General features: G+C 69.0%; 22 protein-coding genes. 12 read left to right on the top strand and 10 right to left on the bottom strand.

Annotated elements, in window-relative coordinates; genetic code table 11:
• Positions 1-138: 138 nt before the first annotated feature.
• Positions 139-774: an alpha/beta hydrolase family protein gene (locus IEY84_RS23335; protein WP_183543274.1), complete on the bottom strand. Its 636-nt coding sequence runs from the start codon at positions 772-774 to the stop codon at positions 139-141.
• Positions 775-1,798: 1,024 nt separating this feature from the next.
• Between IEY84_RS23335 and IEY84_RS23330 the strand changes: the two genes are divergently transcribed.
• The 4 genes from IEY84_RS23330 to IEY84_RS23315 all read left to right on the top strand — a co-directional run bounded on the left by IEY84_RS23330 (position 1,799) and on the right by IEY84_RS23315 (position 6,164).
• Complete coding sequence (locus IEY84_RS23330) at positions 1,799-4,138, top strand: arylsulfatase (protein ID WP_183543276.1); 2,340 nt, start codon at positions 1,799-1,801, stop codon at positions 4,136-4,138.
• 416 nt (positions 4,139-4,554) lie between these two features.
• Positions 4,555-5,334, top strand: coding sequence for an MBL fold metallo-hydrolase (locus IEY84_RS23325; RefSeq protein ID WP_221208559.1), 780 nt, complete (start codon positions 4,555-4,557; stop codon positions 5,332-5,334).
• Positions 5,335-5,373: 39 nt separating this feature from the next.
• Positions 5,374-5,703, top strand: coding sequence for a nucleoside triphosphate pyrophosphohydrolase family protein (locus tag IEY84_RS23320; protein ID WP_183543279.1), 330 nt, complete (start codon positions 5,374-5,376; stop codon positions 5,701-5,703).
• A gap of 50 nt (positions 5,704-5,753) precedes the next feature.
• Positions 5,754-6,164 (top strand): pyridoxamine 5'-phosphate oxidase family protein, encoded by a 411-nt coding sequence (locus IEY84_RS23315; RefSeq protein ID WP_183543282.1) that lies wholly within the window; start codon positions 5,754-5,756, stop codon positions 6,162-6,164.
• Positions 6,165-6,191: 27 nt separating this feature from the next.
• Here IEY84_RS23315 and IEY84_RS23310 read toward each other — a convergent pair whose 3' ends face one another.
• Positions 6,192-7,223 carry an NADP-dependent oxidoreductase gene (locus IEY84_RS23310; RefSeq protein ID WP_183543284.1) on the bottom strand — a complete coding sequence of 344 codons (1,032 nt, stop codon included), beginning with the start codon at positions 7,221-7,223 and terminating at the stop codon, positions 6,192-6,194.
• Between the two features lie 222 nt (positions 7,224-7,445).
• Positions 7,446-8,213: an IclR family transcriptional regulator gene (locus tag IEY84_RS23305; RefSeq protein ID WP_308424463.1), complete on the bottom strand. Its 768-nt coding sequence runs from the start codon at positions 8,211-8,213 to the stop codon at positions 7,446-7,448.
• 266 nt (positions 8,214-8,479) lie between these two features.
• Here IEY84_RS23305 and IEY84_RS23300 point away from each other — a divergent pair, with 266 nt between their 5' ends.
• The 6 genes from IEY84_RS23300 to IEY84_RS23275 all read left to right on the top strand — a co-directional run bounded on the left by IEY84_RS23300 (position 8,480) and on the right by IEY84_RS23275 (position 13,541).
• Positions 8,480-9,733, top strand: a complete 1,254-nt coding sequence (locus tag IEY84_RS23300; protein ID WP_183543288.1) for a DUF6986 family protein — start codon at positions 8,480-8,482, stop codon at positions 9,731-9,733.
• A 41-nt stretch (positions 9,734-9,774) separates the two neighbouring features.
• The gene (locus IEY84_RS23295) at positions 9,775-10,242 is read left to right on the top strand and encodes a helix-turn-helix domain-containing protein (RefSeq protein ID WP_183543290.1); all 468 of its coding nucleotides are present in this window, start codon (positions 9,775-9,777) and stop codon (positions 10,240-10,242) included.
• 134 nt (positions 10,243-10,376) lie between these two features.
• Positions 10,377-10,883: a 2-oxo-4-hydroxy-4-carboxy-5-ureidoimidazoline decarboxylase gene (uraD, locus tag IEY84_RS23290; RefSeq protein WP_183543292.1), complete on the top strand. Its 507-nt coding sequence runs from the start codon at positions 10,377-10,379 to the stop codon at positions 10,881-10,883.
• Complete coding sequence (uraH, locus tag IEY84_RS23285) at positions 10,880-11,212, top strand: hydroxyisourate hydrolase (RefSeq protein WP_183543294.1); 333 nt, start codon at positions 10,880-10,882, stop codon at positions 11,210-11,212. The genes uraD (IEY84_RS23290) and uraH overlap by 4 nt, the downstream gene beginning before the upstream one ends.
• Before the next feature lies 1 nt (position 11,213).
• Complete coding sequence (gene pucL / locus IEY84_RS23280) at positions 11,214-12,119, top strand: factor-independent urate hydroxylase (protein WP_183543296.1); 906 nt, start codon at positions 11,214-11,216, stop codon at positions 12,117-12,119.
• A 9-nt stretch (positions 12,120-12,128) separates the two neighbouring features.
• A complete protein-coding gene (locus tag IEY84_RS23275; RefSeq protein ID WP_183543298.1) occupies positions 12,129-13,541 on the top strand; it encodes a nucleobase:cation symporter-2 family protein in 1,413 nt (470 codons plus the stop codon).
• A 77-nt stretch (positions 13,542-13,618) separates the two neighbouring features.
• On the opposite strand, the gene IEY84_RS23270 is transcribed toward IEY84_RS23275, so the two are convergent.
• The 7 genes from IEY84_RS23270 to IEY84_RS23240 form a co-directional block, all read right to left on the bottom strand.
• The gene (locus IEY84_RS23270; RefSeq protein WP_308424467.1) at positions 13,619-14,005 is read right to left on the bottom strand and encodes a DUF6578 domain-containing protein; all 387 of its coding nucleotides are present in this window, start codon (positions 14,003-14,005) and stop codon (positions 13,619-13,621) included.
• A 56-nt stretch (positions 14,006-14,061) separates the two neighbouring features.
• Complete coding sequence (locus IEY84_RS23265) at positions 14,062-15,363, bottom strand: guanine deaminase (RefSeq protein WP_183543302.1); 1,302 nt, start codon at positions 15,361-15,363, stop codon at positions 14,062-14,064.
• A complete protein-coding gene (gene xdhC, locus IEY84_RS23260; protein WP_183543304.1) occupies positions 15,360-16,211 on the bottom strand; it encodes a xanthine dehydrogenase accessory protein XdhC in 852 nt (283 codons plus the stop codon). The genes IEY84_RS23265 and xdhC overlap by 4 nt, the downstream gene beginning before the upstream one ends.
• A 1-nt stretch (position 16,212) precedes the next feature.
• Entirely contained in the window at positions 16,213-18,597 is a 2,385-nt protein-coding gene (xdhB, locus tag IEY84_RS23255) for a xanthine dehydrogenase molybdopterin binding subunit (RefSeq protein ID WP_183543306.1), read from the bottom strand.
• A gap of 118 nt (positions 18,598-18,715) precedes the next feature.
• Positions 18,716-20,179: a xanthine dehydrogenase small subunit gene (locus tag IEY84_RS23250; RefSeq protein ID WP_183543308.1), complete on the bottom strand. Its 1,464-nt coding sequence runs from the start codon at positions 20,177-20,179 to the stop codon at positions 18,716-18,718.
• Entirely contained in the window at positions 20,176-22,131 is a 1,956-nt protein-coding gene (gene uraD, locus IEY84_RS23245; RefSeq protein WP_183543310.1) for a 2-oxo-4-hydroxy-4-carboxy-5-ureidoimidazoline decarboxylase, read from the bottom strand. Before uraD (IEY84_RS23245) ends, IEY84_RS23250 begins: the two co-directional genes overlap by 4 nt.
• A gap of 307 nt (positions 22,132-22,438) precedes the next feature.
• Entirely contained in the window at positions 22,439-23,971 is a 1,533-nt protein-coding gene (locus tag IEY84_RS23240) for a PucR family transcriptional regulator (RefSeq protein WP_183543312.1), read from the bottom strand.
• Between the two features lie 185 nt (positions 23,972-24,156).
• Here IEY84_RS23240 and IEY84_RS23235 point away from each other — a divergent pair, with 185 nt between their 5' ends.
• Together IEY84_RS23235 and IEY84_RS23230 are read left to right on the top strand one after the other, a co-directional pair.
• A complete protein-coding gene (locus tag IEY84_RS23235; protein WP_183543314.1) occupies positions 24,157-24,981 on the top strand; it encodes a hydroxypyruvate isomerase family protein in 825 nt (274 codons plus the stop codon).
• A gap of 140 nt (positions 24,982-25,121) precedes the next feature.
• The gene (locus IEY84_RS23230; RefSeq protein WP_183543316.1) at positions 25,122-26,015 is read left to right on the top strand and encodes a 2-hydroxy-3-oxopropionate reductase; all 894 of its coding nucleotides are present in this window, start codon (positions 25,122-25,124) and stop codon (positions 26,013-26,015) included.

The raw sequence follows: 26,015 nt of genomic DNA, 5'->3' as shown, positions 1-26,015 counted from the left end.
TGGCCACCGGGGTGTTTCGCTTGTCCGGCCATGTCCAGCCACAGCTCGCTGTCAGCAGGTGTTCACGTCCCCGGCGCGCCCCGGGACGCTATACGCGGCCGGCCCATGCTTGGGGCAGGCGCGCCAGCCCTCGGCGAATCAAGCGAGCCGCTCCGTGAAGAATTGGACCGCGTCGGAGGCGACGCTCGTTCGTACGTCCGCTCGGTCAGGTGTCAGGGGCTCGATGAAGTGCTCGTGGCGGACCCCGGTGCCGACCTCGTGGCCGTGGATGTCCGGGACATGATCGAGCAGGGGACGAACATCCAGGTCGAATGGGTTCGTGGTGTCAGCGTCTCCCCAGCGAACCTCGATGGGTATGGAAACGTCCGTCAGGCTCGCCCGGGTCATGAGGGCGCCCAACCCGGGTGCGACCACGAAGGCGGCAGCGACGCGCGGGTCTCTCAGGTCGGAACACGCCCGGTCCAGAGCCGTCGGCCACCTATTCGGCGGTGTTGTCACTTTCAGTCGCTGGAGTGCATCCGGGAACTCGTCGATCGGTGGCAGGGGAATCTCTCCTGAGAGCAGCGCCTCGATCGTGGCGCGGTTGAGACGTGCGCCGGCCATCGCCGCGGCGGTATAGCCGCCCAGCGAGAAGCCGGCGACACCGACCCGACCGGACACCGGGATCGAGTCCAGGACGAAGGTGACGTCGCGAGGGCGCTCCCACCCGAAGAGGAACCCTTCAGGGTGGTAGCCGTCGACGTAGTTGTTCCCGTGGTGATCGAGGCTCAGCACGCCAAATCCTGCATCCACCAACGGCTTCGCGAGCCAGCCCATGTCGCGGCCCGACCCACCTGTCCCGTGCGAGACCACGACGAGGGGCGCCGACTGGTCCTGCGACGACGGCGTCCAGTCATACACGCGTACTGGTCGACCAGCTTCCCGGCCGAACAAGTCAGGGCGGCTCGGGTCAATGAGCACTCGTGCGGTCGGCACGGATCCGTCGACGGTCACCACACCGTGAACCTATCGACTCCGGTTGGGCAGCGATCTGCCAACCCGCATTCCGTCGTCACCGATACGCGGTGCTAAGACGCGGCCCGACCGATTCGGGATCGATCAGCGTCGCTACCTGGCGGCGCATCGACAGCCGGCCAGGTCTGGCCGAGGGTCTCGTTCAACGAGCAAGAAGCGGGGCGTAGAAAGCCTTGAAGCGCCGTGAGCCCTTCTGGCGCGAACGGATTCGCTGCTTAACAGTGAAGCTGCCCATCTTCGACACCGTCGTGGTCACGTTGCTCCCTGCACGGATGGTAGGACGCGTCTCGAGTGTGAGCCTCGAAGTGGCGATTGGCGTCAGCACAGGTGTACTGACGGTCACGGTGCGGCCGTATTCGGTGACCGCGCCACGATCGAGGCGGCGCACAAGCTCAACCGCGTCATGTGGGCGCTTCAGAGCGAGCTGCCCGGCGCATTTCCGTACACGCCGGATTGGCACGAAACACCGTGGGTCGCGTCGCTGAACGACTTGCACGCCTGCGCACGTGCTGCCGTCCTGCATCCGAAGCGTGCCGACCTCTCTACCGACTTTCCGGTCGACGGTCCAGCGCTCTGATCCAGTTCGACCCTGCCGAGCGTACGAGTCAGTGGCGTGCGGGCTCGTGAGAACTCATGTTCCATCAGCGTTGATTCGATTCCCAACCTGCGGTTGAGCCGCAGGAGCGGGGCAGATCCGGATGTCCACTCTCACCCTTCCGGGGGAGCAGGTGGGGTGTCTCGCGGGTGAGTCTGGGGCCGACGGGTCTACGGATGAGGAGCGGGCATGTCCAAGGAGTTCGGCGGCAAGATCGAGTTGGATGTTCGGGATTCGAGTCCGGACTGGGACGCGTTTCTCCCGGGCAAGGCCCCTGAGGGGTCGCCCAATGTGCTGGTGATCCTCTACGACGACACCGGGCAGGCGGCCTGGTCGCCGTACGGCGGGCGGATCAACATGCCCACGATGGACCGGCTCGCCGCTGGCGGGCTGACCTACAGCCAGTGGCACACCACTGCGCTGTGCTCGCCGACTCGGTCGACGTTCCTGACGGGCCGCAATCATCACCTCAACGGGTTCGCCTCGATCTCGGAGACCTCGACCGGCTTCCCGGGCTACAGCTCCCACATACCGCCGTCGAGCGCGACGATGGCCAACGTGCTGCGCGAGGCCGGGTGGAGCACGTTCTGGGTCGGCAAGAACCACAACATCCCGATCGATGAGTGGACTGCTGGCGCGTCCAAGAAGCGGTGGCCGCTCGGCCAGGGCTACGACCGCTTCTACGGGTTCATCGGCGGCGAGACCAACAACTGGTACCCGTCCCTGGCGGAGGACAACAAGTACGTCTCCCAGCCCTACCTGCCTGAGGACGGCTACCACCTGTCCAAGGACCTGGCCGATCAGGCCCTGCGCATGATCCGCGACTCCAAGCAGACCGAACCCGACAAGCCCTGGTACATGTGGTTCTGCCCGGGCGCCAACCACGCCCCGCACCACGCGCCCGAGGAGTACATCGCCAAGTACAAGGGCATGTTCGACGACGGCTACGAGGCCTACCGGGAGTGGGTGCTGCCGCGGATGATCGAGCGCGGCATCCTCCCCGAGGGCACCGAGCTCACGCCGCTGAACCCGATGACCGAAGGCACCTTCGCCGACGGTGACTACGTGCGACCGTGGGAGGAGCTCAACGCTGAGGAGCGTGCGCTCTTCTCCAGGATGGCGGAGGTGTACGCCGGGTTCTCGGAGTACACCGACGCGCAGGTCGGCCGGATCGTCGACTACCTCGAGGAGTCCGGGCAGCTCGACAACACGATCATCTTCTACTGCGCCGACAACGGCGCCTCCGGCGAGGGCAGCCCCAACGGCTCCACCAACGAGGGCAAGTTCATCAACGCCTACACCGACACGATCGAGGACAACCTGGCCGCGATGGATGTGCTCGGCTCTCCTGACACCTACAACCACTACCCGACCGGGTGGGCGGCAGCATTCTCGACGCCGTATCGGATGTTCAAGCGCTATACCTACCAGGGCGGCGTGTGCGACCCGTTGGTGGTGCACTGGCCGGCCGGCATCGAGGCCAAGGGCGAGGTGCGCGACCAGTACCACCACTGCACCGACATCGTGCCCACCATCTACGAGGCCTGCGGCGTGACCATGCCCGACGTCGTCGACGGGGTCGAGCAGACCCCGCTCTCCGGGGTCTCGATGCTCTACTCCTTCAACCAGGCACAAGTGCCGACCACCAAGAAGAAGCAGTACTACGAGATGTTCGGCCAGCGGGGCATCTGGTGCGACGGCTGGAAGGCCGTCACCGAGCATGGACCCATCAGCGGGATCGGCAACTACGAGCAGGATCGCTGGCAGCTCTTCCACACCGACGTCGACCGCGCCGAGGCCCACGACATCGCGGCTGAGCACCCCGAGAAGGTCGAAGAGCTCATCGCTCTGTGGTTCGAGGAAGCACGAGCCAACAACGTGCTGCCGCTCAACGACATGCAGGTCGGCGGCAAGGACCTCCAGGCGTTCCTCGCCATGGAGTTCAACGTCCCGGTGCCACCGAGCGGCCAGTACATCTACTACCCCGGCACCTCCGAGGTCCCAGAGCGGTCAGCCGCGAACGTGCACGGCGTCTCCTACAAGGTGTTCGCCGAGGTCGAGTTCACCTCAGAGACAAGCGGGGTGATCTTCGCCCACGGCTCCCGCTTCGGGGGGCACTCGCTCTTCGTCAAGGACGGACAGCTCGTCTACGCCTACAACTTCCTCGGCATCCCACCCGAGGTCCAGGTCGCCGGCCCGGCACCGACCTCGGGTCACCACATCGTCGGCGTGGACTTCGCCAAGGAGTCCATGGACGAGCACCACGTCTCACACGGGACGCTGAAGCTGTACGTCGACGACGAGGTGATCGGCCAGGACAACGACTTCCGCACCATGACCGGTCACTTCTCGCTCTGCGGAGAAGGACTCTGCATCGGTTACGACAGCGGCGACGCAGCGTCGAAGGAGTACGCCGGCAGCAGGTTCGACTTCACCGGCGGCGTGCTGACAAAGGTGGTGTTCGACGTGGCCGATGACGCCTACATCGACATCGAGCGACACCTGGCAGCTGCGATGGCTCGCGACTGAGAGGCACGCCCGTGACAGGCTCTGGGGCCGAGATTTTCCCCATGTGCGGCCCCAACTCGTATCGGCGCGATGTTTGCCCAGGTCAGCGGAGTACGTCCGACGTTCTGTAATTCTGTCGACTCTTGCCTTCGAAGGTTCGAATCCTTCATCTGCCACACCGGGGTGTTTCGTTTGTCCGGCTGCGTCCGGGGCTACCTCCCGATGGTTGGACGCGCTGCTCCTCATTCGGTGCCTACGGTCATGTCCGGAGAGCTTGGTCGTCCTGCGTATTGGGTTGGACCCCAATGGTCGGTTCGGGCCACAGTGAGGGGTATGGCTGCCACTCGTGCTGTCCCTCGTCTAGCAGAACGCAAGCGAAGCGGGCACCCATGGCTCGATGCCGTTGGTGCGTGGAGCAGCTCGGCAGGGCCTGCCCGATGAAGCCCACGCTGACGGTAGCGGCGGAGTGGTACCGGGTCCGGCCCGTCACCGGGTCCGTGACGATGATCGACGAGCCCCACGTCCACGAGCTGTTGCGCGCCAACATCTGGCATGTACGAGGAGCCGGCCGCGATCTGGTCGTGGACGCCGGGTTGGGTGTCGCGTCCTTGCGCAACTCACTGCCGGTCGTCTTCGGGAGAGATCCTGTTCTCGTGGTCACGCACGCACATCTGGACCACGTCGGCTCAGCTCATGAGTTCGAGGACCGTCGCATGCATCGCACATCGCTCGTCGACGAGAACACGGCGGCGAGTCTGAACGGACCTGAGCTGGCACGATTGCTTGGACTGGATCTTCCAGGAGCAGCGCTTCCGGACTGGCTCATCCGCGCCCTGCCCTTTGACGGCTTCGAACCGCATCGCTATGCGATCTCACCAGCGCCGGCCACTGTTGCCCTCGAAGATGGCGACACCATCGACCTCGGCGACATGACACTGCGTGTCCTGCACATGCCGGGACACACTCCGGGAAGCGTGTGCCTGTTCAACGAGGCCGACGGTTCGTTGTTCAGCGGTGATGTCATCTACGACGACGTTCTCCTGGATGAGCTTCCCGAGTCGGATATCGAGGACTACGTCAGCAGCATGCTCCGCCTCCGCGCTCTCCCCGTGGAGGTCGTCTACCCGGGCCACGGGGTTCCGTTCGACGGCGATCGAATGCGACAGATCATCGACGAGTACGTCGGTCGACGTGCCGCCCAGGTGGCAGAGTCTTGAGCAGCAGAGCGTAGCCATCCGGCGCGATAGGTTCCGGTCATGGATCTGAACGCCTACCAGCAGGCAGCGTTGCGAACCGCGGCGACGAAGGACAAGCCCAACGAGGTGTTCCACCTGCTGCTGGGGCTGGTCGGGGAGACGGGCGAGATCGCCGAGAAGGCGAAGAAGATCGTGCGCGACCACGATGGCGACTTCGACCAGTGGGACCTCGATGATCTCGCCAAAGAGCTCGGCGACACCCTTTGGTACGTAGCGGTCCTCGCTGACCACTTCGGGCTTCCGCTCGCGGACGTCGCCGAGCGCAACATCAAGAAGCTCGCTGACCGGCAGGCGCGTGGTGCAATCGGTGGCAGCGGGGACGACCGCTGACCGCAGCGTCGGGAACCTCGCAGCCACCACCCCGACTACGAAGGAGCACCATGACAGTCGACGCACCATCACCCGCGGAGAACGACGAGTTCTGGCGGGAGCGGCGGGTCTGCTTCCTGACGACCAGCCGTCCGGACGGCAGCCCGCACCTGGTCCCGGTGGGGGTCACGTTCGATCCGGAGGCCGGTGTCGCGCGGGTCATCAGCAGCGTCGGCAGCAAGAAGGTCCGCAACGTACGCGACGCCGGGTCCGGTGCGCAGGTCGCGGTCAGCCAGGTCGACGGGCGTCGGTGGTGCACCCTGGAGGGCACAGCTGTCGTCAAGGACGACGCGGAGTCCGTAGCCGAGGCTGAGCGGCGCTACGCCGAGCGCTACAAGCAGCCCCGGCCGAACCCGGAACGCGTGGTCATCGAGATCACCGTGACCCGGGTGCTGGGCAACGTACGTCCAACGGGGTGGTGAGCGTTCATAGCCGGAGCGGACCGTAGTTCAGTCGGCGTTGCCCTCGGTCGCCCCGACGCGGACCAGTCGCTTCCCGAGATTGTTCCCGTCGAAGATCCCCTGCAGCGCGGCCGGAGCCTCATCCAGGCCGCACACGACGTCTTCGGCCCAGGTCAACCGGCCGGCGCCGACCCACCCGGCCAACTCACCGAGCGCGGCCGGGAAGTCGGCGACGTGGTCGAGGAAGATGAAACCTTCCATCCTCGCCCGCTTGAACGCCAGCTGCATGTAGTTGGCCGGTCCGGTGCCATAGCCGGAGGCGGTGTATCCGGAGGAGACCGATCCGCACAACGCGATCCGGCCATGGGTCGCGAGGTGGTCCAGGGCCAACTCGAGCTGGGTTCCGCCGACGTTGTCGAAGACCGCAGTGAACCCGTCAGGAGCGAAGGCGGCGAACGCGTCGGCAAGGTCATGGTGGTAATCGACGCAGTCGAATCCGGCTACATCGCTCACCCAGTCGACCTTCGCGGCAGACCCTGCGGTGCCGAGGACCCGAGCGCCGCGCAGCTTGGCGATCTGCCCGGCGAGCGACCCGACGCTCCCGGCTGCGGCAGTGACCAGGACGGTGTCGTCCTCGCCCACGCCGAGCACTCGGTCGATCCCGACGTACGCCGTCAGCCCGCTCACTCCGAAGACCGTGAGCATCTGCCTGGGGTCGATGCCGGGGGGAACCGGGTTCACCCCGAAGAGCCCTTGGCCCTCGGCGACTGCGTACTCCTGCCAGCCGAGCGTCCCGTAGACCCACTGGCCGACCGGGAGGCTCGGGTCTCTGGTCGCCACGACTCGACCCACTCCGCTGCCGCGCATCACCTCACCGATCCCGACGGGATCGATGTACGTGACACCCTCGTTGAGCCACGTACGCTGCGTCGCGTCGATCCCGAGCCAGGCGACCTCGACCAGGGCCTGGCCCTCGGCCAGGGGCGCGATCTGCTGCTCCTCGAGTGCGAAGGTGCCGGGTTCGATCCGGTCCACCGGGCGATGCCGAAGGACCAGGCGGCGGTTGGTGGTCGGGGTCATGGCCTCTCCCTGTCGTCTGCACGGGTGGCGCGTTCGAATGTCGATACGAGCTCATCAGCGATCAGCGATCGGCGTCGCGGCTGCTCCGCCGGAGATCCTCAGTGCCTCCCCGTCGAGCGTGCGTCGCAGCATCCTCGCCATCAGCACTGGGTCGAACCCGCGCATCTCGCCGGCGGCCTGCCCCTGCTCGAAGATGGTGATCAGGTCGGTGAGCGACGCGGGTCAGGCCAGGTCGGCGGCGAGCTGTTTGCCGGCCTCGGTGAGCAGCGGTACGGCGCGCTCGATGAGCTCGTCACTCATCCGACCGGTGGGTCCGCTGATCGAGATCGCCAGGCGAGGGGCGTAGTCGGGGACGGCGACGGCGACGCAGCGTACGCCTGCTTCCTGCTCGCCCTCGTCGATGGCGTAGCGGTGCTCGCGGACCTGCTCGAGCTGGTCGAGGTAGTCGTCGCGCGAGGTGATCGTGGTCGAGGTGTAGGGGACCATCTCGGTGCGCCGGAGGATGTCGCGGACGTGGTCCGGCGCCATGTCGGCGAGGATGGCCTTGCCGACGGCGGTGCAGTGCGGAGACACCCGGCGACCGACCTCGGTGAACATCCGCATCGACTGGCGCGACTCGGTGTGGGCGACGTACACGATCTGGTCGCCGTCGAGCATCGCCAGGTTGGCCGACTCGCCGACCTCATCGACGAGTCGAGCGAGGTGGGGGCGGGCCCACGTGCTGAGCATGCGCGAGGAGCTCTCGCCGAGCCGGATCAGCTTGGGACCGAGGACGTACTGCCGGTTGGCCTCCTGGCGGAGGTAGCCCAGGTCGACGAGGGTGCGCACCAGCCGGTGGATGGTCGGCAGCGGCAGGCCGGAGGCGGCGGCGAGCTGGGAGAGTCCCATGGTGCCACCGGCGTCGGCCATCGTCTCCAGCAGCGCGAAGGCCCGCTCGATCGACTGCACGGCACCGGCGCGCGCCTTCGGCGCCTTCTCGTTCTCGCTCACCTGAACTCCCGATCTCATGGACATCTCATGGCACTGTCTTCCGGATGACGGAAGTCTAGCGTCGCGTAAAGGAAAACTGTCGGTTGCATCCCTTGTCAGGTGTGATTAATATCCGCAATGCGGAAAGATTGATCCATTCAAAGGAAAATCGGCGGCCCTGAGAGGGTGGAGCTCGTGAACATTCAGATCACCGGTGGCGAGGTCGCGCTCGCCCATGACCACATCGACTTCCTGACCCTCCCGCCTTGCGACCAGGTGGTGGGCTCGTGAGTCACCTGGAGGATCTGATCGGTCAGCTCGACCGCGCGCTCGCCGGGGCAGATGCTGCGCTGGCGGCGGACTATCCGGGGGAGCGCGGCGTACGTCAGCCGGTGCACACGGTCTACGTGCCGGGCGATCGCTACGACGAGAAGACCGTCGCCCAGTGGTCCGCTCAGGCCGGCCGGGCGTTGGCCGAGCACGCGGGTTCGGCCGCCGAAGCAGCCGAGGCGTTCGCCATTCGCCCCGCCCTGGCCGAGGAGATCTACGACCGGGTGACGACCAAGCTCGCCGCCGAGCCGATCGAAGACCTGCGGATCGACTTCGAGGACGGTTACGGGGACCGACCCGACGCCGATGAGGACGCCGCCGTGACGGTTGCCGCACGAGCGCTCGCCGCGTCGGTCCGGGACGGGTCTGTGCCGCCGTTCCACGGCATCCGGATCAAGTCCTTCGAGGCCCCGACGCGGCACCGCGGCGTGCGTACGCTGGATCTCTTCGTGGGGGAGCTCGCCCGCGCGGGTGCCCTCGGCGACGGCTTCGTCATCACGCTGCCCAAGGTGACCTCCGTCGAGCAGGTCGCCGCGATGGTCACCGCGCTGGACGTGCTCGAACCCGCTCACGGCATCATGCCCGGAAGCCTGCGGTTCGAGATCCAGGTCGAGACGCCGCAGGCGATCCTCGGCTCCGACGGCACCGCGCTGATCGCGCGGATGATCGCTGCCGGCGGCGGCCGGGTCACCGGCCTGCACTACGGGACCTACGACTACTCCGCCTCGCTCGGCGTCGCTGCCGCCTTCCAGAGCATGGAGCATCCGGTCGCCGACCACGCCAAGGACGTGATGCAGGTGGCTGCCGCCGGCACCGGCGTCTTCGTCTCGGACGGCTCGACCAACGTGCTCCCGGTCGGGGACCCCGATTCGGTGCGCGCGGCGTGGCGGCTCCACTCCCGACTGGTGAGCCGGTCCCTCGCCCGCGGGATCTATCAGGGCTGGGACCTGCACCCGGCTCAGCTCCCCGGCCGCTACATGGCGACCTATGCGTTCTTCCGGGACGGGCTCGAGGTCGCCTCGGCCCGCCTGCGGGCCTACGTCCATGGCGGAGACTCCAGCTATCTCGACGAGCCGGCCACCGCGGCCGCGCTGGCGGCGTTCGTGCTGCGCGGGGTGGAGTGCGGGGCTGTAGCGGCCGACGAGGTCGAGAAGCTGGCCGGGATCGACCGGGTCGAGCTGGCCGGGCTGGCGCGTCGGCGGATCGGCTGACGCTCCAGCCGGCATGGCGGCAGGCTGGGTAGCCTGCCGCTATGCGCGTCGAAGCCGAGTTCACCACCGAGCCCTTCCGTGGGGAGGGTGAGCCGCCCGAGCATGCGACGGCGGCGCTCGAGGCCGCCCGCGCTGCCGGTCTGGAGTGTGACTTCGGGCCGCTCGGCACGTCCGTACGCGGCGAGCGGGACGTCGTCCTGTCGACCTTGGCCGCGATCGTCGACGCGGGTCTGGACCACGGTGCCGACCAGATCACGTTCCAGGTCCGTCTCGAGGGGCGCAGCGCGCCGCGGCGTACCGGAAACGGGCTGGAGGCGCTGCTCGCCGACGTCGCCGAGGAGCTCGGCGGCGACCTGCGGACGCTGGGCCGGCCGGAGAAGCAGCGCGCCGTGCGCCTGTTGGAGGAGCGCGGCGCCTTCGAGTTCCGCAAGAGCGCCGAGATCGTCGCCTCGGCCCTCGGGGTGACTCGCTTCACCGTCTACAACTACCTGAACCGCGAGCGGGGCTAGTCCCGAAACCCCTCTGTTACCTGCGCTCTTACTGTTTAACCCAAGATTTTCAACAAACTGTTGACGGTGACGTACGACACATGTCACTGTGGTTGAGCGGAAGTACTTTTCCGCATCGTGAGAGAGCAAGGGACATGGACTTCGACACGTTCAACACTGCATCCCCGGACGAGCTGCGCCCCGTCCTGCAGGCCTGCTGCGCCGCGCCGACCTGGGTCGACGCCGTCATCGACGGCCGCCCCTACGCCGACACCGCGGCCGTTGTCCGAGCCGCCGACGAGGCGGGCCGGCGGTTCACCTCCGCCGACGTCGACCAGGCCCTGGCCGCCCACCCCAGGATCGGTGAGCGCGCCGAGGGTGAGCACGCCGAGGCCGCCTGGTCGCGGCGCGAGCAGGCCGCGGTCGGCGCCGACCAGGCGGCGGCACAGGCCCTCGCCGAGGGCAATCGGGCTTACGAGGAGCGTTTCGACCGGGTCTTCCTGATCTGCGCCTCGGGTCTCTCGGCCGACCGGATCCTCGCCTCGCTCAACGACCGGCTCGGGAACGATCCGGACACCGAGGCTGCCGTGGTCGCCGACGAGCTGCGCAAGATCGCGCTGCTGCGACTCGAGCGGGTCCTGGTCGAGGAGGCGACGGCATGAGAAGCGCCATCACCACCCACGTCCTCGACACCGCGCGCGGTGTTCCGGCCGCCGGCGTACCGGTCCGGCTCTCTCGGATCGACCCCCAAGATTCCGTCCTCGCCGAGGCCATCACCGACGACGACGGCCGGGTGGCCGACCTGGGACCCGATCAGGTCCCGGCCGGCACCTATCAGCTCCGGTTCGACACCGCCGCGTACTACGCGGCGACCGGTCAGGAGTGCTTCTTCCCGGAGGTCACCGTGACCTTTGCGATCAGTGAACAGCGACACCACCACGTGCCACTTCTGCTGAGCCCGTTCGCCTACTCCACCTACCGAGGGAGCTGACATGCCCATCCATCTTGGATCGAATCAGTACGGCAAGGCCGAGAACCGGGTCGTACGCATCTATCGCGACACGCCTCGACACCAGATCCGCGACCTCAACGTCTCCACCTCGCTGCGGGGCCGGTTCGAGGACGCGCACACGACCGGTGACCAGCGCGACGTGCTGCCCACGGACACCCAGAAGAACACCGTCTTCGCCTACGCCAAGAAGATCGGCGTCGCCTCGATCGAGGAGTTCGCGCTCGCCCTCGCCGACCGCTACCTCGAGGCCTGCCCGGCCGCCGACGGCGCCCGGGTCGAGGTCGACGAGTACGCCTGGGACCGGATCCAGGTCGACGGCGCTGGACACGACCACTCGTTCGTGCGGTCCGGGGGCGGCGTACGGACGACCGTGGTGAACGTGGACGGCCGCGGCAGCGACCGGGTCGCCCATGTGGTCTCGGGCATCAAGGACCTGGTCGTGCTCAAGTCGACCGGCTCGGAGTTCCACGGCTTCCTCAAGGACGAGTTCACCACTTTGCAGGAGACCACCGACCGGATCCTGGCGACCTCGCTGGTCGCCCGCTGGCGCTACACCGGCACCGAGGTCGACTGGGACAAGTCGTACGAATCCATCCGGACCCTGCTGCTGCAGCGGTTCGCGGAGATCCACAGCCTCGCCCTGCAGCAGACCCTGAACGGGATGGGCACCTCGGTGCTCGAGCAGCACGGCGACGTCGCCGAGATCAAGTTCTCCGCGCCCAACAAGCACCACTTCCTCTCCGACCTCTCGCCCTTCGGTCTGGAGAACCCCGGCGAGGTCTTCTTCGCCGCGGACCGGCCCTACGGGCTGATCGAAGCCTCGGTCGTACGCGACGAGGCCCCCGACGCCGGCAACGCCTGGCACGCCATCCCCGGATTCTGCTGAGGCCGGCCCATGCTTGGTCGTAGGAGACGGACAACCGCTTCTGCCCCGACCAGACCGGAGGACGAACGGCATCCGCCTGGTCAGCTCCTCGCCTACGGCACGCAGCACATCCTGACGATGTACGGCGGCGTGATCGCGCCGCCGCTCATCGTCGGGGGTGCCGCGGGCCTGTCGGGCACAGACCTGGCGCTGCTGGTGACCGCCGGACTCTTCGTCTCGGGCTTCGCGACGCTGCTGCAGACGCTCGGCCTGGGGCCCTTCGGCAGCCGGCTGCCGATCGTGCAGGGCATCTCGTTCGCGAGCGTGTCGACGATGGTCACGATCGCCAGCGAGGACGGGCTGCGGCCGGTCTTCGGCGCGATCATCGTCGCGGGTCTGATCGGGCTGGTCCTGTCCTCGTTCTTCGCCCAGCTGGTTCGGCTGTTCCCGGCCGTGGTCACCGGCACGATCATCACCGTCATCGGTCTCTCGCTGATGCCGGTGGCGTTCCGGTGGGCGATGGGCAACGACGCGGACTCGCCGGGCTACGGGTCGATGACCAACATCGCTTACGCAGGCCTGACGCTGCTCATCATCCTGGTGATCAGCCGGGTGTTCCAGGGCGCGATCTCGCGTCTCTCGATCCTCATCGGGATCGTCGTCGGGACGCTTGTCGCGACCATTGCCGGCCGGGCCGACTTCTCCTCGGTGGGCGAGTCGGACATCGTCGCGCTCCCGCCTCTGCTCCACTTCGGGACCCCGACCTTCGAGGTCGGCGCGATCGTCTCGATGACGATCGTGGTGCTGGTGATCATGACCGAGACGACGGCGGACATCCTGGCGATCGGCGAGATCGTGGAGACCGACGTGGACGCCAAACGCGTCGCACGTGGTCTGCGCGCCGACATGGCAGCCACGACGGTCGCGCCCTTGTTCGGTACGTTCCCGTGCAGCGCGTTCGCGCAGAATGTCGGCCTGGTCGCTCTGACCGGCGTCCGGAGCCGGTACGTGGTGGCGACCGGTGGTCTCGTGCTGCTGCTCCTCGGGCTGCTGCCGGTCGTCGGGTCAGTCGTGGCGGCGATCCCCTATCCCGTGCTGGGCGGTGCCGGCATCGTGCTGTTCGGCTCGGTCGCGGCATCTGGGATCCGCACGCTGTCGCGGGTCGACTACGAGGACAACCTCAACATGGTGATCGTCTCCGTCGCGATCGCCGTCGGCATCCTGCCGATCGCGGCCCCGACCTTCTGGGACGCCTTCCCGGAGTGGCTCGGGGTGATCATGCACTCCGGCATCAGCGCCACCGCCCTGGTCGCCGTCGTGCTCAACCTGCTGTTCAACGAGGTCACCATCGGCAACCGCCCGGGTGCGTCGGTCTTCGCCGCCTCCGAGGACCGCCGCGACAGCCTCGGTGACCGCCTCGACGACGACATCGAGCGGTCGTGAGGCCGAGTCGGCCCGTCCTCACCTGAAACCCCGCCGAGTCGGCTTGTCACAACGAGCCGACTCGGCGGGTATTCCGGTCAGGCTTCCAGATCGAGTTCCACCACCCAGCCGTTGAACGTCAGCTCGGGAAACGCATGCTCCTCGGTGCCGTCCGATGTGGGCACATCGAGAAATCGCTGAGACCCGGGCACGGGATAGTGGACGTGGTCGTCCGGGTTCCTCTGTGCGAACTCGCCCCATGCACGCTTGATCGCGACGACCGTGCCGGTGAGCTGAGAAACCTCGTCGAGGTCGTCGGCATGGCGTTCTACCGAGTGGGTGATCGCCGAGCTGATCTCAGCTCCGAGAGCGGCTCTCTGCCAGTCGACGTCGGGAGCTCGCACGGTCCAGCAGACGTGATCTCCCACGGCAAATGGCTCCCCGCAACACTCGATCTGCCACTCCGTCACCCAGACCAGTGCCATCACGTCGACAAGGATCACAGAATACGGTGTCCGTCGCGAGCGGCGGACTGCGTCGCTCAGCCCACGAGGTGCGGATCGGGAGTGTCGATGAGCTCGCCCTCGATCCACACGCTGCGTACGTCCGCGGGGGTGCCGAGGGCGAACATCTTCGCCAGGGCGTCGGCGGGGTCGGCGGCGTGGGTGAGGCCGACAGCGAGGGGTGTGCTGGCGGCTGGCTTGATCCACTGGGCGTCGAAGCGGCGGCCTACGGAGAGGTCACCTACATCGGCGGACAGGCCCAGCGCGGCCGCGCCGGCTCGGGTGGCCAGGTGAAGGAGATGGGTCGGCGTCAGCGGGTGGCCGGCCTCGCCGAGCTGCTGCTGGGCGACGTACGCCGCCAGGCCCTCCTTGAGCAAGGAGAACCCGGTGCCGGCGCCGACGTCGGAGCCCATCGCGACGTGCACCCCGTGGGCGCGGTGGCGGGCCAGCGGGAAGAGGCCGCTGCCGAGGGCGGCGTTGCTGGAGGCGCAGTGCGCGACCGAGGCGCCGCGTGCGGCGAGCAGGGTGAGCTCGGCGTCGGTGGGGTGCACGTTGTGCGCCAGCACGGTGCCCGCGCCGACCAGGCCGTGGCGGTCGTAGGAGGTCACGTAGTCGCAGCCGCAGAGCTCCTCGACGACCTCGATCTCGCGGGTGTTCTCGTTGACGTGGGAGGTGAACATGGCACCTGGCACCGCGCCGAGCACGTCGGCGCAAGCCGCGAGCAGGTCGTCCGTGCACGACAGCGAGAACCTGGGGGTCACGGCGTAGCGGGCCCGCCCGACGCCGTGCCACCGCGCCGCCAGCGCCAGAGACTCCTGGCGGCCACGCTCGGGGTCGGTGAGCAGGTCGTCACGGATGAGCCGGTCGCTGACCACGAGGCCGCTGGTGATCCGTAGGCCGACGCGGGCGGCCTCGGCGAAGACGGTGTCGACCGCAGGGGCGAAGTGGCTGCCGAAGACCAGGGCCGTGGTGGTGCCGGCACCGACCAGGCCGCGTACGAAATCGGTGGCCACGCCGGCGGCGTAGGCCGTGTCGGCGAGGCGTGCCTCCTCCGGCAGGGCGCACTGGTCGAGCCAGTCGAGAAGGGGCAGGCCCAGACCGCCGATGACGCGCACCTGCGGGAAGTGCACGTGGGTGTCGACGAAACCGGGCAGCACGAAGCCGCCGGAGAGGTCGACGACGTCCTCTTGGGAGTGCTGACGGTGCAGGTCGGCGTAGCGGCCGCGGGCGCGGATCACGCCGTCGCGTACGAGTAGCGCGCCGTCCTGTTCCGTGCGGAGCCGACCTCCGGTGAAGGGGTCGTCAGGGGTGTCGAGGAAGGTTCCTCGGTAGAGCGTCATGGGTTCACCTTGGTGTGTTGTTCAGAAGCGGTCGGGTCACCCGAGAAGAGCTGCAGCAGCCGAGCAGCGACGCTTACTGCGATCGTAGCCGGGGCCTTGCCGCCGAGATCTGGGAGACCGATGGGTGTGGTGATGCGGGCGATCGCCTCGGGAGTGTGGCCCTCGTCGGCGAGCTTCTTTCGGAATCGGGTCCACTTGGCGCTCGAGCCGATCAGGCCGATGGACGCCAGGTGCTCTGCGCCCTGCGTGAATGTGCGCAGCGAAGCGTCGCAAAGCGCAGCGTCCTCGGCGTGGTCGTGGGTCATGATCAGTACGTGGGTGCCCTCGGGCAGCTCGCCGATGACGAGCTCGGGCAGCACCGGGACCTGGTGGACGTGGACGCCGGCGACGGCGTCGTCCAGCCCTCGGAGCTGTTCCGGCTCGAGCTGGGCGGCGCGGGAGTCGACCAGGTGCAGCTCGAGATCGTGGCGGGCGAGGATGCGCGCCAGCTCGAGCCCGACGTGGCCCATCCCGAAGACGGCCACGGACGGGACGACGGGCAGCGGCTCGAGCAGCAGCTCGACCTCGCCACCGCAGCACTGGACGCCGTGCTGGTAGGGCGCCTTGTCGGAGAGCGACACCTTCAGGGTCTCCGGCACCGCGCGGTCCTCGGCCAGCATCGCCCGAGCGCGCTCGATCGCGACCGCCTCGAGGTTGCCGCCACCGACGGTGGCCCAGGTGCGGTCGGCCGAGACGACCATCTTCGCCCCGGCCTCGCGCGGCGAATGGCCACGCACGGACGTCAGGGTCACGAGTACGCCGGGGACTCGCTGCTCGCGCAGCCGCTGGACGGCCTTCAGCCACTCCATGTCATCCCTTCCTTCCTGCCATCGCCGGCTCGGGGTCGGGCGCGGTCTCGGGGGCCTGCGGCGTACGAGCCCGATCGATGGCCCAGTAGACGGCCTCCGGGGTGGCGGGACAGCCGAGGTCGACGCTGGTGCCGGCCGGGCCGAAGGCGGCGGCCGCCTCGCGCAGCGCTTCGCGCACGGAGAAGGCGAGCATCAGCGGGGGCTCGCCGACTGCCTTGGAGCCGTACACGGCGCCCTCCTCGTGGGCCTTCTCGAGCAGCTTCACGCGGAAGTCGTCGGGCATCTCGGAGAAGCTCGGCAGCTTGTACGTGCTCGCCGCCTGCGTCGCCAGCCGGCCCCGGTTGGGTCCGTCGGAGGTGTCCCAGCGCAGGTCCTCCAGGGTCAGCCAGCCGGCGCCTTGCACGAAGCCGCCCTCGATCTGACCGATGTCGATCAGCGGGCTCAGGCTGTCGCCGACGTCATGGACGATGTCGACGCGCCGCAGCGTGTAGGCGCCGGTGAAGCCGTCGACCTCGACCTCGGACGCCGCGACTCCGTTGGCGAAGTACTTGAACGGCTCGCCCTGCATGACGTTGGGGTCCCAGTGCAGTCCCTCGGTGCGGTAGAAGCCGGCCGCCCACAGCTGCACCCGCTGGTGGTACGCGACGTTGACCAGCTCGTTCCAGCCGATCTCGCCGGAAGCGGGGGAGAGGCCGCGAACGATGCCGTCGTCGAAACGTACGTCGTTCGGGCTGATCCCCAGACGGCCGCCGGCGACCTGGGCGAGCCGCTCGCGGATCTGCTCGCAGGCGTTCTTGATCGCGGCCCCGTTGAGGTCGGCGCCGGAGCTGGCCGCGGTCGCCGAGGTGTTGGGCACCTTGTCGGTGCGGGTGGGGGCGAGGCGTACCCGGGACAGGGGCAGGCCGAGCGCGGTGGCGGCCACCTGGAGCATCTTGGTGTGCAGGCCCTGGCCCATCTCGGTGCCGCCGTGGTTGATCAGCACCGAACCGTCCTTGTAGACGTGCACGAGGGCGCCGGCCTGGTTGAAGGCGGTGAGGTTGAACGAGATACCGAACTTCACCGGCGTCATCGCCAGACCGCGCTTGGTGTGCGGATGCCGACTGTTGAACTCCGTGATCTCTGCGCGGCGGCGGGCGACCTCGCCCGACTCGGCGACCTGGTCCCAGCAGGCGGCGAGCCGGTCGGCCTGCCGCACCGGCTGACCGTACGGCGTGGTCTGGTCCTGCTGGTAGAAGTTGCGGCGGCGCAGCTCGAGCGGGTCGATGCCGAGCAGCGGGGCGCACCGGCCGAGCAGGTCCTCCATGACGAGCATGCCCTGCGGTCCGCCGAAGCCGCGGAAGGCGGTCTGCGAGGTCTTGTTGGTGCGGGCGACCCGGCCGTCGACGCGGATGTCCGGCACCCAGTAGGCGTTGTCGATGTGGCACAGCGCGCGGGCGAGCACCGGCTCGGAGAGGTCGAGGCTCCAGCCGCCGTCGGCGGTGAGGGTGGCTTCGAGAGCGAGGAGGTGGCCCTCGTCGTCGAACCCGGCGCGCCAGGTGCTGTGGAAGCCGTGACGCTTCCCGGACATCGTCATGTCCTGGGTGCGGTTCAGGCGCAACCGCACCGGGCGTCCGGTCAAGGTGGCACCCAGTGCGGCGATGGCCGCATAGCCGTGCGGTTGCATCTCCTTGCCGCCGAACGCGCCGCCCATCCGCAGGCACTGGACCGTGACCTCGTGGCTCGGTACGCCGAGCACGTGGGCGACGATCTCCTGGGTCTCGGAGGGGTGCTGGGTGCTGCTGTGGACCAGCACCTGGCCACCCTCGTCGACCAGGGCCAGCGAGACGTGGGTCTCCAGGTAGAAGTGCTCCTGGCCGGCGAACTCGAACTCGCCCTCGAAGACGTGGGCGGCGTTCGCCAGGGCCGCCGTGGCGTCGCCGCGAGCGAGGTTGCGCGGAGTGCCCTGGAAGCTCTCCGCCGCGATCGCCTCCTGCACGGTGACCAGCGAGGCCAGCGGGTCGTAGTCGACCTCGACGGCCGCCGCGCCCAGCCGGGCGGCCTCGAGCGTCTCGCCGAGGACCCAGCAGACCGCATGGCCGTGGAACATCACCTCGGTCGGGAAGAGCGGCTCGTCGTGCTTGACGCCCGCGTCGTTGACGCCGGGTACGTCGTCGGCTGTGAGCACCCGGACGACCCCCGGGACCGCGTACGCCGGTTCGGTCCGCAGCGCGGTGATCAGGGCATGCGTGTGCGGGGCCTGGACCGGCCAGGCGTGCAGTGTGCCGGCGATCCGGCCGACCAGGTCGTCGGTGTAGAGCGCTTCGCCGGTGACGTGCAGCGCGGCGCTCTCGTGCGGCATCGGAATCCCGACGATGGGGTTGTCGGGGCGTTGTGACAGGGCGCTCATGCCGGGGCCTCCGTGGATGCTGACCGAGGTACCTCGGTGTGGATGCAGTTCCTTCGTGGAGTTCCGCGAAGGAGGTGACCGTTCACCGAGTTACCTCGGTGAGCATTCCGCGGGTCGCTCATGCCGGCACCTCCTGCCGGCGCGTCTCCGGGCGGGTGTGGAACAGGCGCAGCAGGGACTGGCCCAGCATCGCCGAGCGGTAGGACGCGCTGGCGCGGTGGTCGTCCATCGGTGTGCCTTCGCCCGCGAGGACGGCCGCGGCGCGGCGTACGGTCTCCTCGGTCCAGGGTTGCCCGACCAGCGCGTCCTCGGTGGCGACGGCACGGATCGGGGTGGCCGCGACGCCGCCGAGGCCGATCCGGGCGCGGACGACGTCGCCGTCGGCGATCTCGAGCGCGTAGCCGACGGCAACGCTGGAGATGTCGTCGAAGCGGCGCTTGGCGATCTTGTGGAAGCCGACGAGCGGGGCCAGCGGCAGCGGGAGCCGTACGCTGCGGATGAGCTCGTCGGCGGCCCGGACCGTCTCGCGGTAGCCGGTGAAGTAGTCGGCCAGCGGGACGACCCGCTCGCCTCGCGGCGAGGCCAGGACGACGTCGGCGTCGAGCGCGAGCAGCGCCGGCGGGGCGTCGCCGATGGGAGAGGCGGTGCCGATGTTGCCGCCGATCGTCGCGCCGTTGCGGATCAGGCGCGAGGCGAACTGCGGGAAGAGCTCCGCCAGGAGCGGGACCTGCCCGTCGAGGCGACGCTCGATCTCGGTCAGGGTGAGCGCGGCGCCGATCTCGATCACGTCGTCGCCGACCGTGAGCGACCGGAGCTCGGGCAGCCGGTCCACCGCCACGACCAGTGGCGCGCGGCGGCCGCGGATGTTGACCTCCACGCCCCAGTCGGTCGAGCCGGCGACCACCTGCGCTTCCGGCCGCTCGGTGAGCAGCGCGAGGGTCTCGTCGAGGGACTCGGGACGTACGAACTCGGCGCCGTCGACGGCGATCCGAGTCGGGCGCGGCTCGGGCGGCGGCGCCTGGCGTCGGGTCGCGAGGGCGTCGTCCTCGGAAGGTGCCCCCAGGGCGTACGCAGCGTCGCGGATCGGGCGATAGCCCGTGCAGCGGCACAGATTGCCGCTCAAGGCGTGCAGGTCGACCCCGTTCGGCCCGTGCTCGTGATCGCACGACCCTGCCTCGGCATCTGCGGCCCGTCCCGGGCGGTAGAACTCGGCGGCCAGGCTGCAGACGAACCCAGGGGTGCAGTAGCCGCACTGCGACCCGCCGCGTACGGCGAGTTCCTGCTGGACCGGGTGGAGGTCGCTGCTGCTGCCGAGGCCCTCGCTGGTGACCAGCTCCTGGCCGTCGAGCGCGGCGACCGGGACCAGGCAGGCGTTGACGGCGGTCCACTCGGTCGCGGTGTCGGTGCCGGGCCGGGCGACCAGCACCGAGCAGGCGCCGCACTCGCCCTCGGCGCAGCCCTCCTTGGCGCCGGTGAGGCCGCGGCCGCGCAGCCAGTCGAGGGTGGTGGTGTGGGAGGCGACCCCGGTCAGGGGCACCTGGTCCCCGTTGACCGTGACACAGGGGGCGCTGGTTGTGGTCATGGCTGGCTCCGGATGGGGTTGCGGGTGCGGGCGCTGTGGATCGGGTTGGCGTCCCGAAGGAAGTCGTCGAAGCGGTGACCGGCGATCTTGGCGATCTCGATCAGCGCGGCGGCGTGCTCCTGCCGCTCGCAGTTGCCGAGCCGCGCCCGGCCCTCGGCGAGAATCCGGTCGAGCGAGTCGGAGTCGCGTACGGAGATGACCAGCGGGAAGCCGAACCGCTCGTGGTAGGCGTCGGTGAGCGAGGCCAGCGCCTCCTGGTCCGGCTCGGCAAGGTGGGTCAGGCCGCGCGAGGACTGGTCTCGGAGCGACTCCTCGCCGACTTCCCCGTCCGAGACCAGGCGCGAGCCCAGCTCGGGGTAGGCCTCGATCAGCTGGCGCTGCTCCTCGGCGGAGCCGCTGAAGAGGGCGTCCTGGAAGGCGCGGCGCAGCGCGTGGGTGTCGTTGAACGGCCGCTGCTCCCAGGCTCGCTCGACCATCCAGCGCGGGCCCTGGAAGAGACCCTCGAAGGTCTCCACGAACTCGGTGCGTCCCATCTGGTTGACCTGGTCGAGCCGGACGCCCTCGCCGGGCTGGCCGGCGACGGCCGGTCCGTAGTCGGGGCCGACGTGGTGGAACAGGATGTTGAGCACGATCGCGGTGAGGCTGCCGAGGGTGATGCCGCTGCCGAAGATGATCTCGGCCCATCCCGGGACGGCCTGGGAGACCTCGGGCTGCGCGGTGACGTACATGGCCAGGCCGACGCTGGTCGCCACGATCACCACGTTGCGGTGGTCGTGGAAGTCGACCTTGCTGAGCGTCTGGAAGCCGACGACCGCGACGGTCGCGAACATCGCCAGGGCGGCACCGCCGAGGACCGGGTGCGGGATGCCCGCGACGATCGCGCCGACCTTGGGAAGCAGCCCGATCACCACCATGAACACGCCCGCTGCGGCGACGACCCAGCGGCTCTTGACCCGAGTCAGCCGGACGAGGCCGACGTTCTCGGCGAAGCAGGTGTAGGGGAAGGAGTTGAAGACGCCGCCGATGGTGGTGGCGAGACCGTCGGCGCGCAGCGCGCGGGCGATGTCGTTGCGGCCGATCCGCTTCTCGACGATCTCCCCGGTGGCGAAGACGTCACCGGTGGTCTCGACCGCGGTGATCAGCATGACCACGATCATCGACACGATCGCGGCGGCGGAGAACTGGGGCCAGCCGAAGTGGAACGGAGTCGTGACGCCCATCCAGTCGGAGCTGGCGACGGCATCGAAGTGGGCGTCGCCGAGGGCCCAGGCGACCAGGGTGCCGACGACCAGGCCGACGAGCACGGCGACGGTGGCCATGAAGCCCTTGAACACCCGTTGGATGACCACGATCAGGGCGAGGGTGCCCAGGGCGTACGCCAGGTTGCGGCCGCTGGTCGGGTCCGACATCGGGCCGGCGCCACCGGTGGCGTCCGCGGCTGCGACCGGCAGCAGGGCGATACCGATGATCGTGATCACCGAGCCGGTTACCACCGGTGGGAAGAACCGGATCAGCCGGCTGAAGTAGGGGGCGATGAAGAAGGTCGCCAGGCCGGCGACGATCACCGCGCCGTAGATGACGAGCAGCCCGTCGGTGCCGCCGCCCGCCGCCATCCCGATCGCGATCATCGGCGAGACGGCGGTGAAGGTGACGCCCTGCAGCAGCGGCAGGCGTACGCCGACCTTCCAGAAGCCGACCGACTGGATGATCGAGGCGATGCCGCAGGTGAACAGGTCGGCGTTGATCAGGTGGATCAGCTCCTGCTGACTCAACCCGATCGAGTTGGCGAGCAGGATCGGGACGATCACCGCTCCGGCATAGAACGCGAGCACGTGCTGGAGGCCGTAGACGGCGAGCTTGCCGGCCGGGAGCACCTCGTCGACGGGGTGGGTGGGGCGGCCACCGTCCTTCTTCTCGGGCCGTATCGACCTCAGGACTGCTCTCGCGTTCATCCTCACACCTTTCTCGGGGGCGCCCTGATGGGCAGGTGAGCTGTGACTTACCCCACAGCCTGCTCGCTCGGGCTCTCGCGCGGCACCCGCCGATCATCCGAAGATGGAGCCGTCGCGGATCCGGGCTCTGTGTGATCCTCCAGGATGGCCCGCGGGGCGTTTCGAGCACGTTTCTCTGGCGTGAAACATCGGGCCGGATCGCGTGTAACACGCTGTTCGTAGCACTATCCGGTCGTTCATTTAGGGCGAGTAGTACTACGAACGACGTGTTACCCGAGTTGCGGGCCAGCGGCCTCGGGTCGGTGGCTCACAGCGAGCGGAGTGCGAGGAAGACGTCGACGCGGTCTTCCATCGTGGTCAGGTCGCGGCCGGTGAGCTCCTCGACCCGGGAGATCCGGTAGCGCACGCTGTTGACGTGGAGGTGGAGGGACTCTGCGGTACGCGTCCAGGACCCGGCGTACGTCAGGAAGCGGTCGAGCGTCAGTACGAGGTCGCTGCCGGTGCGCTGGTCGTGCTCGAGGACGGGGCCGAGGACACGCTGGGCGTAGGTGCGGCGGATGTCGTCGGGGACGGTGGCGAGCAGGAGCACGTGGGAGGTGACCTCCTCCGAGCTGGACAGCGCGACCGCGCCGCCGCCGGAGCGGGCGACCCGGTGTGCGAACCGGGCCTCCTCGAGCGCTCCGGCCAGCGCGTCGATACCGCTCTCTCCGCTCAGTCCGACCGAGAGCGAACCGCGGACCAGTGTGGGTGCCAACCGGGTGAGCGAGCGGCGCAGCTGGTCGGTGAGGTCCGGGCGCGCCGGAAGGAAGGCGACCGCGCAACCGTCGCGCGCGTTCGCGACCGCGGACGGGCCGAGGCCGAGGGCCACGTCCTCGAGCACAGCGGCCACCGCATCGGGTGGTCCGCTCGGCCCGAGCTCGGCCACGGCGAGCACGACCGGCCGCTCGGGATCGAGCCCGCACTGGCGTAGCCCGGTCGCTACCTCGGCAGGTGAGGCACCTGCCTCCAGATGGGCCAGGGTCGCTGCCGCCAGCGGCCGCCGGACGCGAAGTCCCTCGTCGCGCCGCGAGCGGTCCAGCGCGGTGATGGCGCCGAACTCGTGGACCATGTCGAGGTCCTCCCGCGGCCAGGTGGTGTGGTCGCCCTCGACGGCGACGGTCCAGCCGGTGAGGCGGTCGGCCAGGCCCGATCCGATGGGGAACAGCGAGTAGCTGCGGTCGCCCACCTCGGCCACCGCGGGCAGCAGGTCGGCGGTCAGGAAGCGGCGGGTCAGGGCGTCGACCGTCTCCGGATCGAGCTCGCCGGGACCGGGGACGACATGTCGGCCGCTGGCGGTGAGCACCCGACAGGCATGGCCGATCTCGGAGGCCACCCGGGCGGCCAGCTCGTCGAGGCTGCGGCCGGAGGCGATGGCGGAGAGGAGCTGGCGCTGGCGGGCCAGGCTGGCCGACATCCGGGCGCTCTCGCCGGCCGCGCCGGCGGCTGCGACGTACTCGGTCACGGAGGCGAACGCGACGTCGCCGGGTACCTCGACCAAGGGGAGCTGGTGGCGACGGCAGGCGTCGACGAGATCGTCGGGCACCGCGCCGAGCAGGGCTGCGCCGGCCAGCAGGCAGGTCGCCCCGCCCTCTGCGATCGAGGACACGAAGGTCTCGCTGTCCTCGGGTCCGCGACGCCAGACCAGGCCGGTCAGCACGAGCTCGCCACCGTTCAGATAGCGGCCCGGTTCGAGGAGATCGATCGTGATCGTACGTCCCACCGGACGCTCCAGCGAGCCCTCGGGTGCATGCAGGAGCCGCAGACCCAGGCTGGGGGTCTCCAACAGCTCTGCCAGTTGCACGGTGCCTCCATCTCGGCCGCGTATTGGAGGAACGTACAACGCCCGCGCGCCTACGCGGGAGGCCCGTTGTCGTTTCTTCATCCGTTTGCGGCCGAGTCCTGGTCGGGGTTGACGTGACTCCGTTCACATCCTTATATTTCGAATGTCAGAAATCAAATTCCGCAATACGGAAAGGAATGGTGAGGATGTCCCACCAGCTCCGCTACGAGGTGAACTGCTCGGTCCTGTTCACCGAGCTCCCGCTGCTCGAGCGCCCCGCTGCGGTGAAGGCCGCCGGCTTCGACGCGGTGGAGTTCTGGTGGCCGTTCGCCGAGGCGGTGCCGTCCGACAAGGACGTGGACGCCTTCGTCGCCGCCGTACAGGACGCCGGGGTGCACCTGGTCGGCCTCAACTTCTTCGCCGGCGACATGCCCGCCGGCGACCGCGGTCTGGTCTCGTGGCCGGCCCGTTCGGCGGAGTTCCGCGACAACATCGACGTCACGATCGGCATCGGTGAGCGGCTCGGCTGCACGGCGTTCAACGCGCTCTACGGCAACCGCGTCGACGACGCCTCGCCGCAGGCGCAGGACGAGCTCGGCGCCGAGAACCTCGCGCTGGCCGCTCGCGCTGCCGCCCGGATCGGCGGCACCGTGCTGGTCGAGCCGGTCAGCGGCGCCGATCGCTACCCGCTGCTCACCGCGGCCGATGCGATCGCGGCGATCGACCGAGCCGGCGAGGCCAACATCGGCCTGCTCGCCGACCTCTACCACCTCGCCGTCAACGGCGACGACGTCGACGCGGTGATCGCTGCGTACGCCGCTCGCATCGCCCACGTCCAGATCGCCGACGCCCCGGGCCGCAACGAGCCCGGCACCGGCGAGCTCCCGCTCCAGCGGCAGCTCGCCGCGCTCGAGGCGGCCGGGTACGCCGGCTGGGTCGGGCTGGAGTACAAGCCCGCCAAGGGCTCGACCGAGAGCTTCGACTGGCTGCCGCACGAGCGCCGCCCCAGCTGCCGAGTCGGCTCGTCCTGACCGAAATCAGCGTCGAGTCGGCTCGTCATGACGAGCCGACTCGACGCGGATCTTGGTCAGTTTGCGCCGACTCGACGGGCAAGGAGCACCGCAGCGCCGCGTACGCAAACCGCTAACCACTCCACGGAGGAGAGAACATCATGACCAACATCGCTTTCATCGGCCTCGGCATCATGGGCAGCCCGATGGCCGCCCACCTCGTCGAGGCTGGACACAGCGTCGCCGGCTTCGACCACAGCCCCGAGCGCACCCAGGCCCTGGCGGCTGCGGGCGGCCGCGCGGCCGCCTCGACCGCCGACGCCTGCCGCGACGCCGACGTCGTCTGCGTCATGGTCCCGGACTCGCCCCATGTCGAGGAGGTCCTCACCGCCGAGGGCGGGGTCTTCGAGACCGCCCCGGCCGGCGCGCTGATCATCGACTTCTCCAGCATCCGGCCCGACGTGAGCGCCGGGCTCGCCGAGCAGGCCACGGCCCGTGGCTTCCGCATCCTCGACGCCCCGGTCTCCGGTGGCGAGGCCGGTGCGAAGAACGCGGCCCTCTCGATCATGGTCGGCGGCGCGGCCGACGACTTCGCCGCCGCGAAGCCGCTCTTCGACGTCGTGGGCAAGACCATCGTCCACGTCGGCCCGAGCGGCGCCGGCCAGACGGTCAAGGCAGCCAACCAGCTCATCGTCGCCGCCAACATCCAGGCGCTCTCGGAGGCGGTCGTCTTCCTCGAGGCGTACGGCGTGGACACGAAGGCCGCCCTCGAGGTGCTCGGTGGCGGACTCGCCGGCTCGAGCGTGCTCGACCAGAAGAAGGAGAACATGCTCACCCGCTCCTTCCCGCCCGGTTTCCGGATCGACCTGCACCACAAGGACATGGGGATCGTCACCGCAGCCGCCCGCGAGGCCGGCGTCGTGGTCCCGCTCGGCTCACTGGTCGCCCAGCTGATGGCGAGCGCCCGGGCCAACGGCGACGGCGGCCTGGACCACTCTGCCCTGCTGCGTGGCGTCGAGCGCTTCAGCGGCTCTGTCGAGAAGGGGGAGAGCTGA

This window comes from Nocardioides albus (assembly GCF_014648255.1).
Classification (GTDB): Bacteria; Actinomycetota; Actinomycetes; order Propionibacteriales; family Nocardioidaceae; genus Nocardioides; species Nocardioides albus.
This window is presented reverse-complemented; position numbering and strand designations above follow the sequence as displayed.

What these genes read in the sequence shown, in the direction of transcription:
- IEY84_RS23330 (WP_183543276.1), top strand. Translation starts at nt 1,799, where the DNA reads ATGTCCAAGGAGTTCGGCGGCAAGATCGAGTTGGATGTTCGGGATTCG.
- IEY84_RS23325 (WP_221208559.1), top strand. Translation starts at nt 4,555, where the DNA reads ATGAAGCCCACGCTGACGGTAGCGGCGGAGTGGTACCGGGTCCGGCCC.
- IEY84_RS23320 (WP_183543279.1), top strand. Translation starts at nt 5,374, where the DNA reads ATGGATCTGAACGCCTACCAGCAGGCAGCGTTGCGAACCGCGGCGACG.
- IEY84_RS23315 (WP_183543282.1), top strand. Translation starts at nt 5,754, where the DNA reads ATGACAGTCGACGCACCATCACCCGCGGAGAACGACGAGTTCTGGCGG.
- IEY84_RS23310 (WP_183543284.1), bottom strand. Translation starts at nt 7,223, where the DNA reads ATGACCCCGACCACCAACCGCCGCCTGGTCCTTCGGCATCGCCCGGTG.
- IEY84_RS23295 (WP_183543290.1), top strand. Translation starts at nt 9,775, where the DNA reads ATGCGCGTCGAAGCCGAGTTCACCACCGAGCCCTTCCGTGGGGAGGGT.
- uraD (WP_183543292.1), top strand. Translation starts at nt 10,377, where the DNA reads ATGGACTTCGACACGTTCAACACTGCATCCCCGGACGAGCTGCGCCCC.
- uraH (WP_183543294.1), top strand. Translation starts at nt 10,880, where the DNA reads ATGAGAAGCGCCATCACCACCCACGTCCTCGACACCGCGCGCGGTGTT.
- pucL (WP_183543296.1), top strand. Translation starts at nt 11,214, where the DNA reads ATGCCCATCCATCTTGGATCGAATCAGTACGGCAAGGCCGAGAACCGG.
- IEY84_RS23275 (WP_183543298.1), top strand. Translation starts at nt 12,129, where the DNA reads ATGCTTGGTCGTAGGAGACGGACAACCGCTTCTGCCCCGACCAGACCG.
- IEY84_RS23270 (WP_308424467.1), bottom strand. Translation starts at nt 14,005, where the DNA reads ATGGCACTGGTCTGGGTGACGGAGTGGCAGATCGAGTGTTGCGGGGAG.
- IEY84_RS23265 (WP_183543302.1), bottom strand. Translation starts at nt 15,363, where the DNA reads ATGACGCTCTACCGAGGAACCTTCCTCGACACCCCTGACGACCCCTTC.
- xdhC (WP_183543304.1), bottom strand. Translation starts at nt 16,211, where the DNA reads ATGGAGTGGCTGAAGGCCGTCCAGCGGCTGCGCGAGCAGCGAGTCCCC.
- xdhB (WP_183543306.1), bottom strand. Translation starts at nt 18,597, where the DNA reads ATGAGCGCCCTGTCACAACGCCCCGACAACCCCATCGTCGGGATTCCG.
- IEY84_RS23250 (WP_183543308.1), bottom strand. Translation starts at nt 20,179, where the DNA reads ATGACCACAACCAGCGCCCCCTGTGTCACGGTCAACGGGGACCAGGTG.
- uraD (WP_183543310.1), bottom strand. Translation starts at nt 22,131, where the DNA reads ATGAACGCGAGAGCAGTCCTGAGGTCGATACGGCCCGAGAAGAAGGAC.
- IEY84_RS23235 (WP_183543314.1), top strand. Translation starts at nt 24,157, where the DNA reads ATGTCCCACCAGCTCCGCTACGAGGTGAACTGCTCGGTCCTGTTCACC.
- IEY84_RS23230 (WP_183543316.1), top strand. Translation starts at nt 25,122, where the DNA reads ATGACCAACATCGCTTTCATCGGCCTCGGCATCATGGGCAGCCCGATG.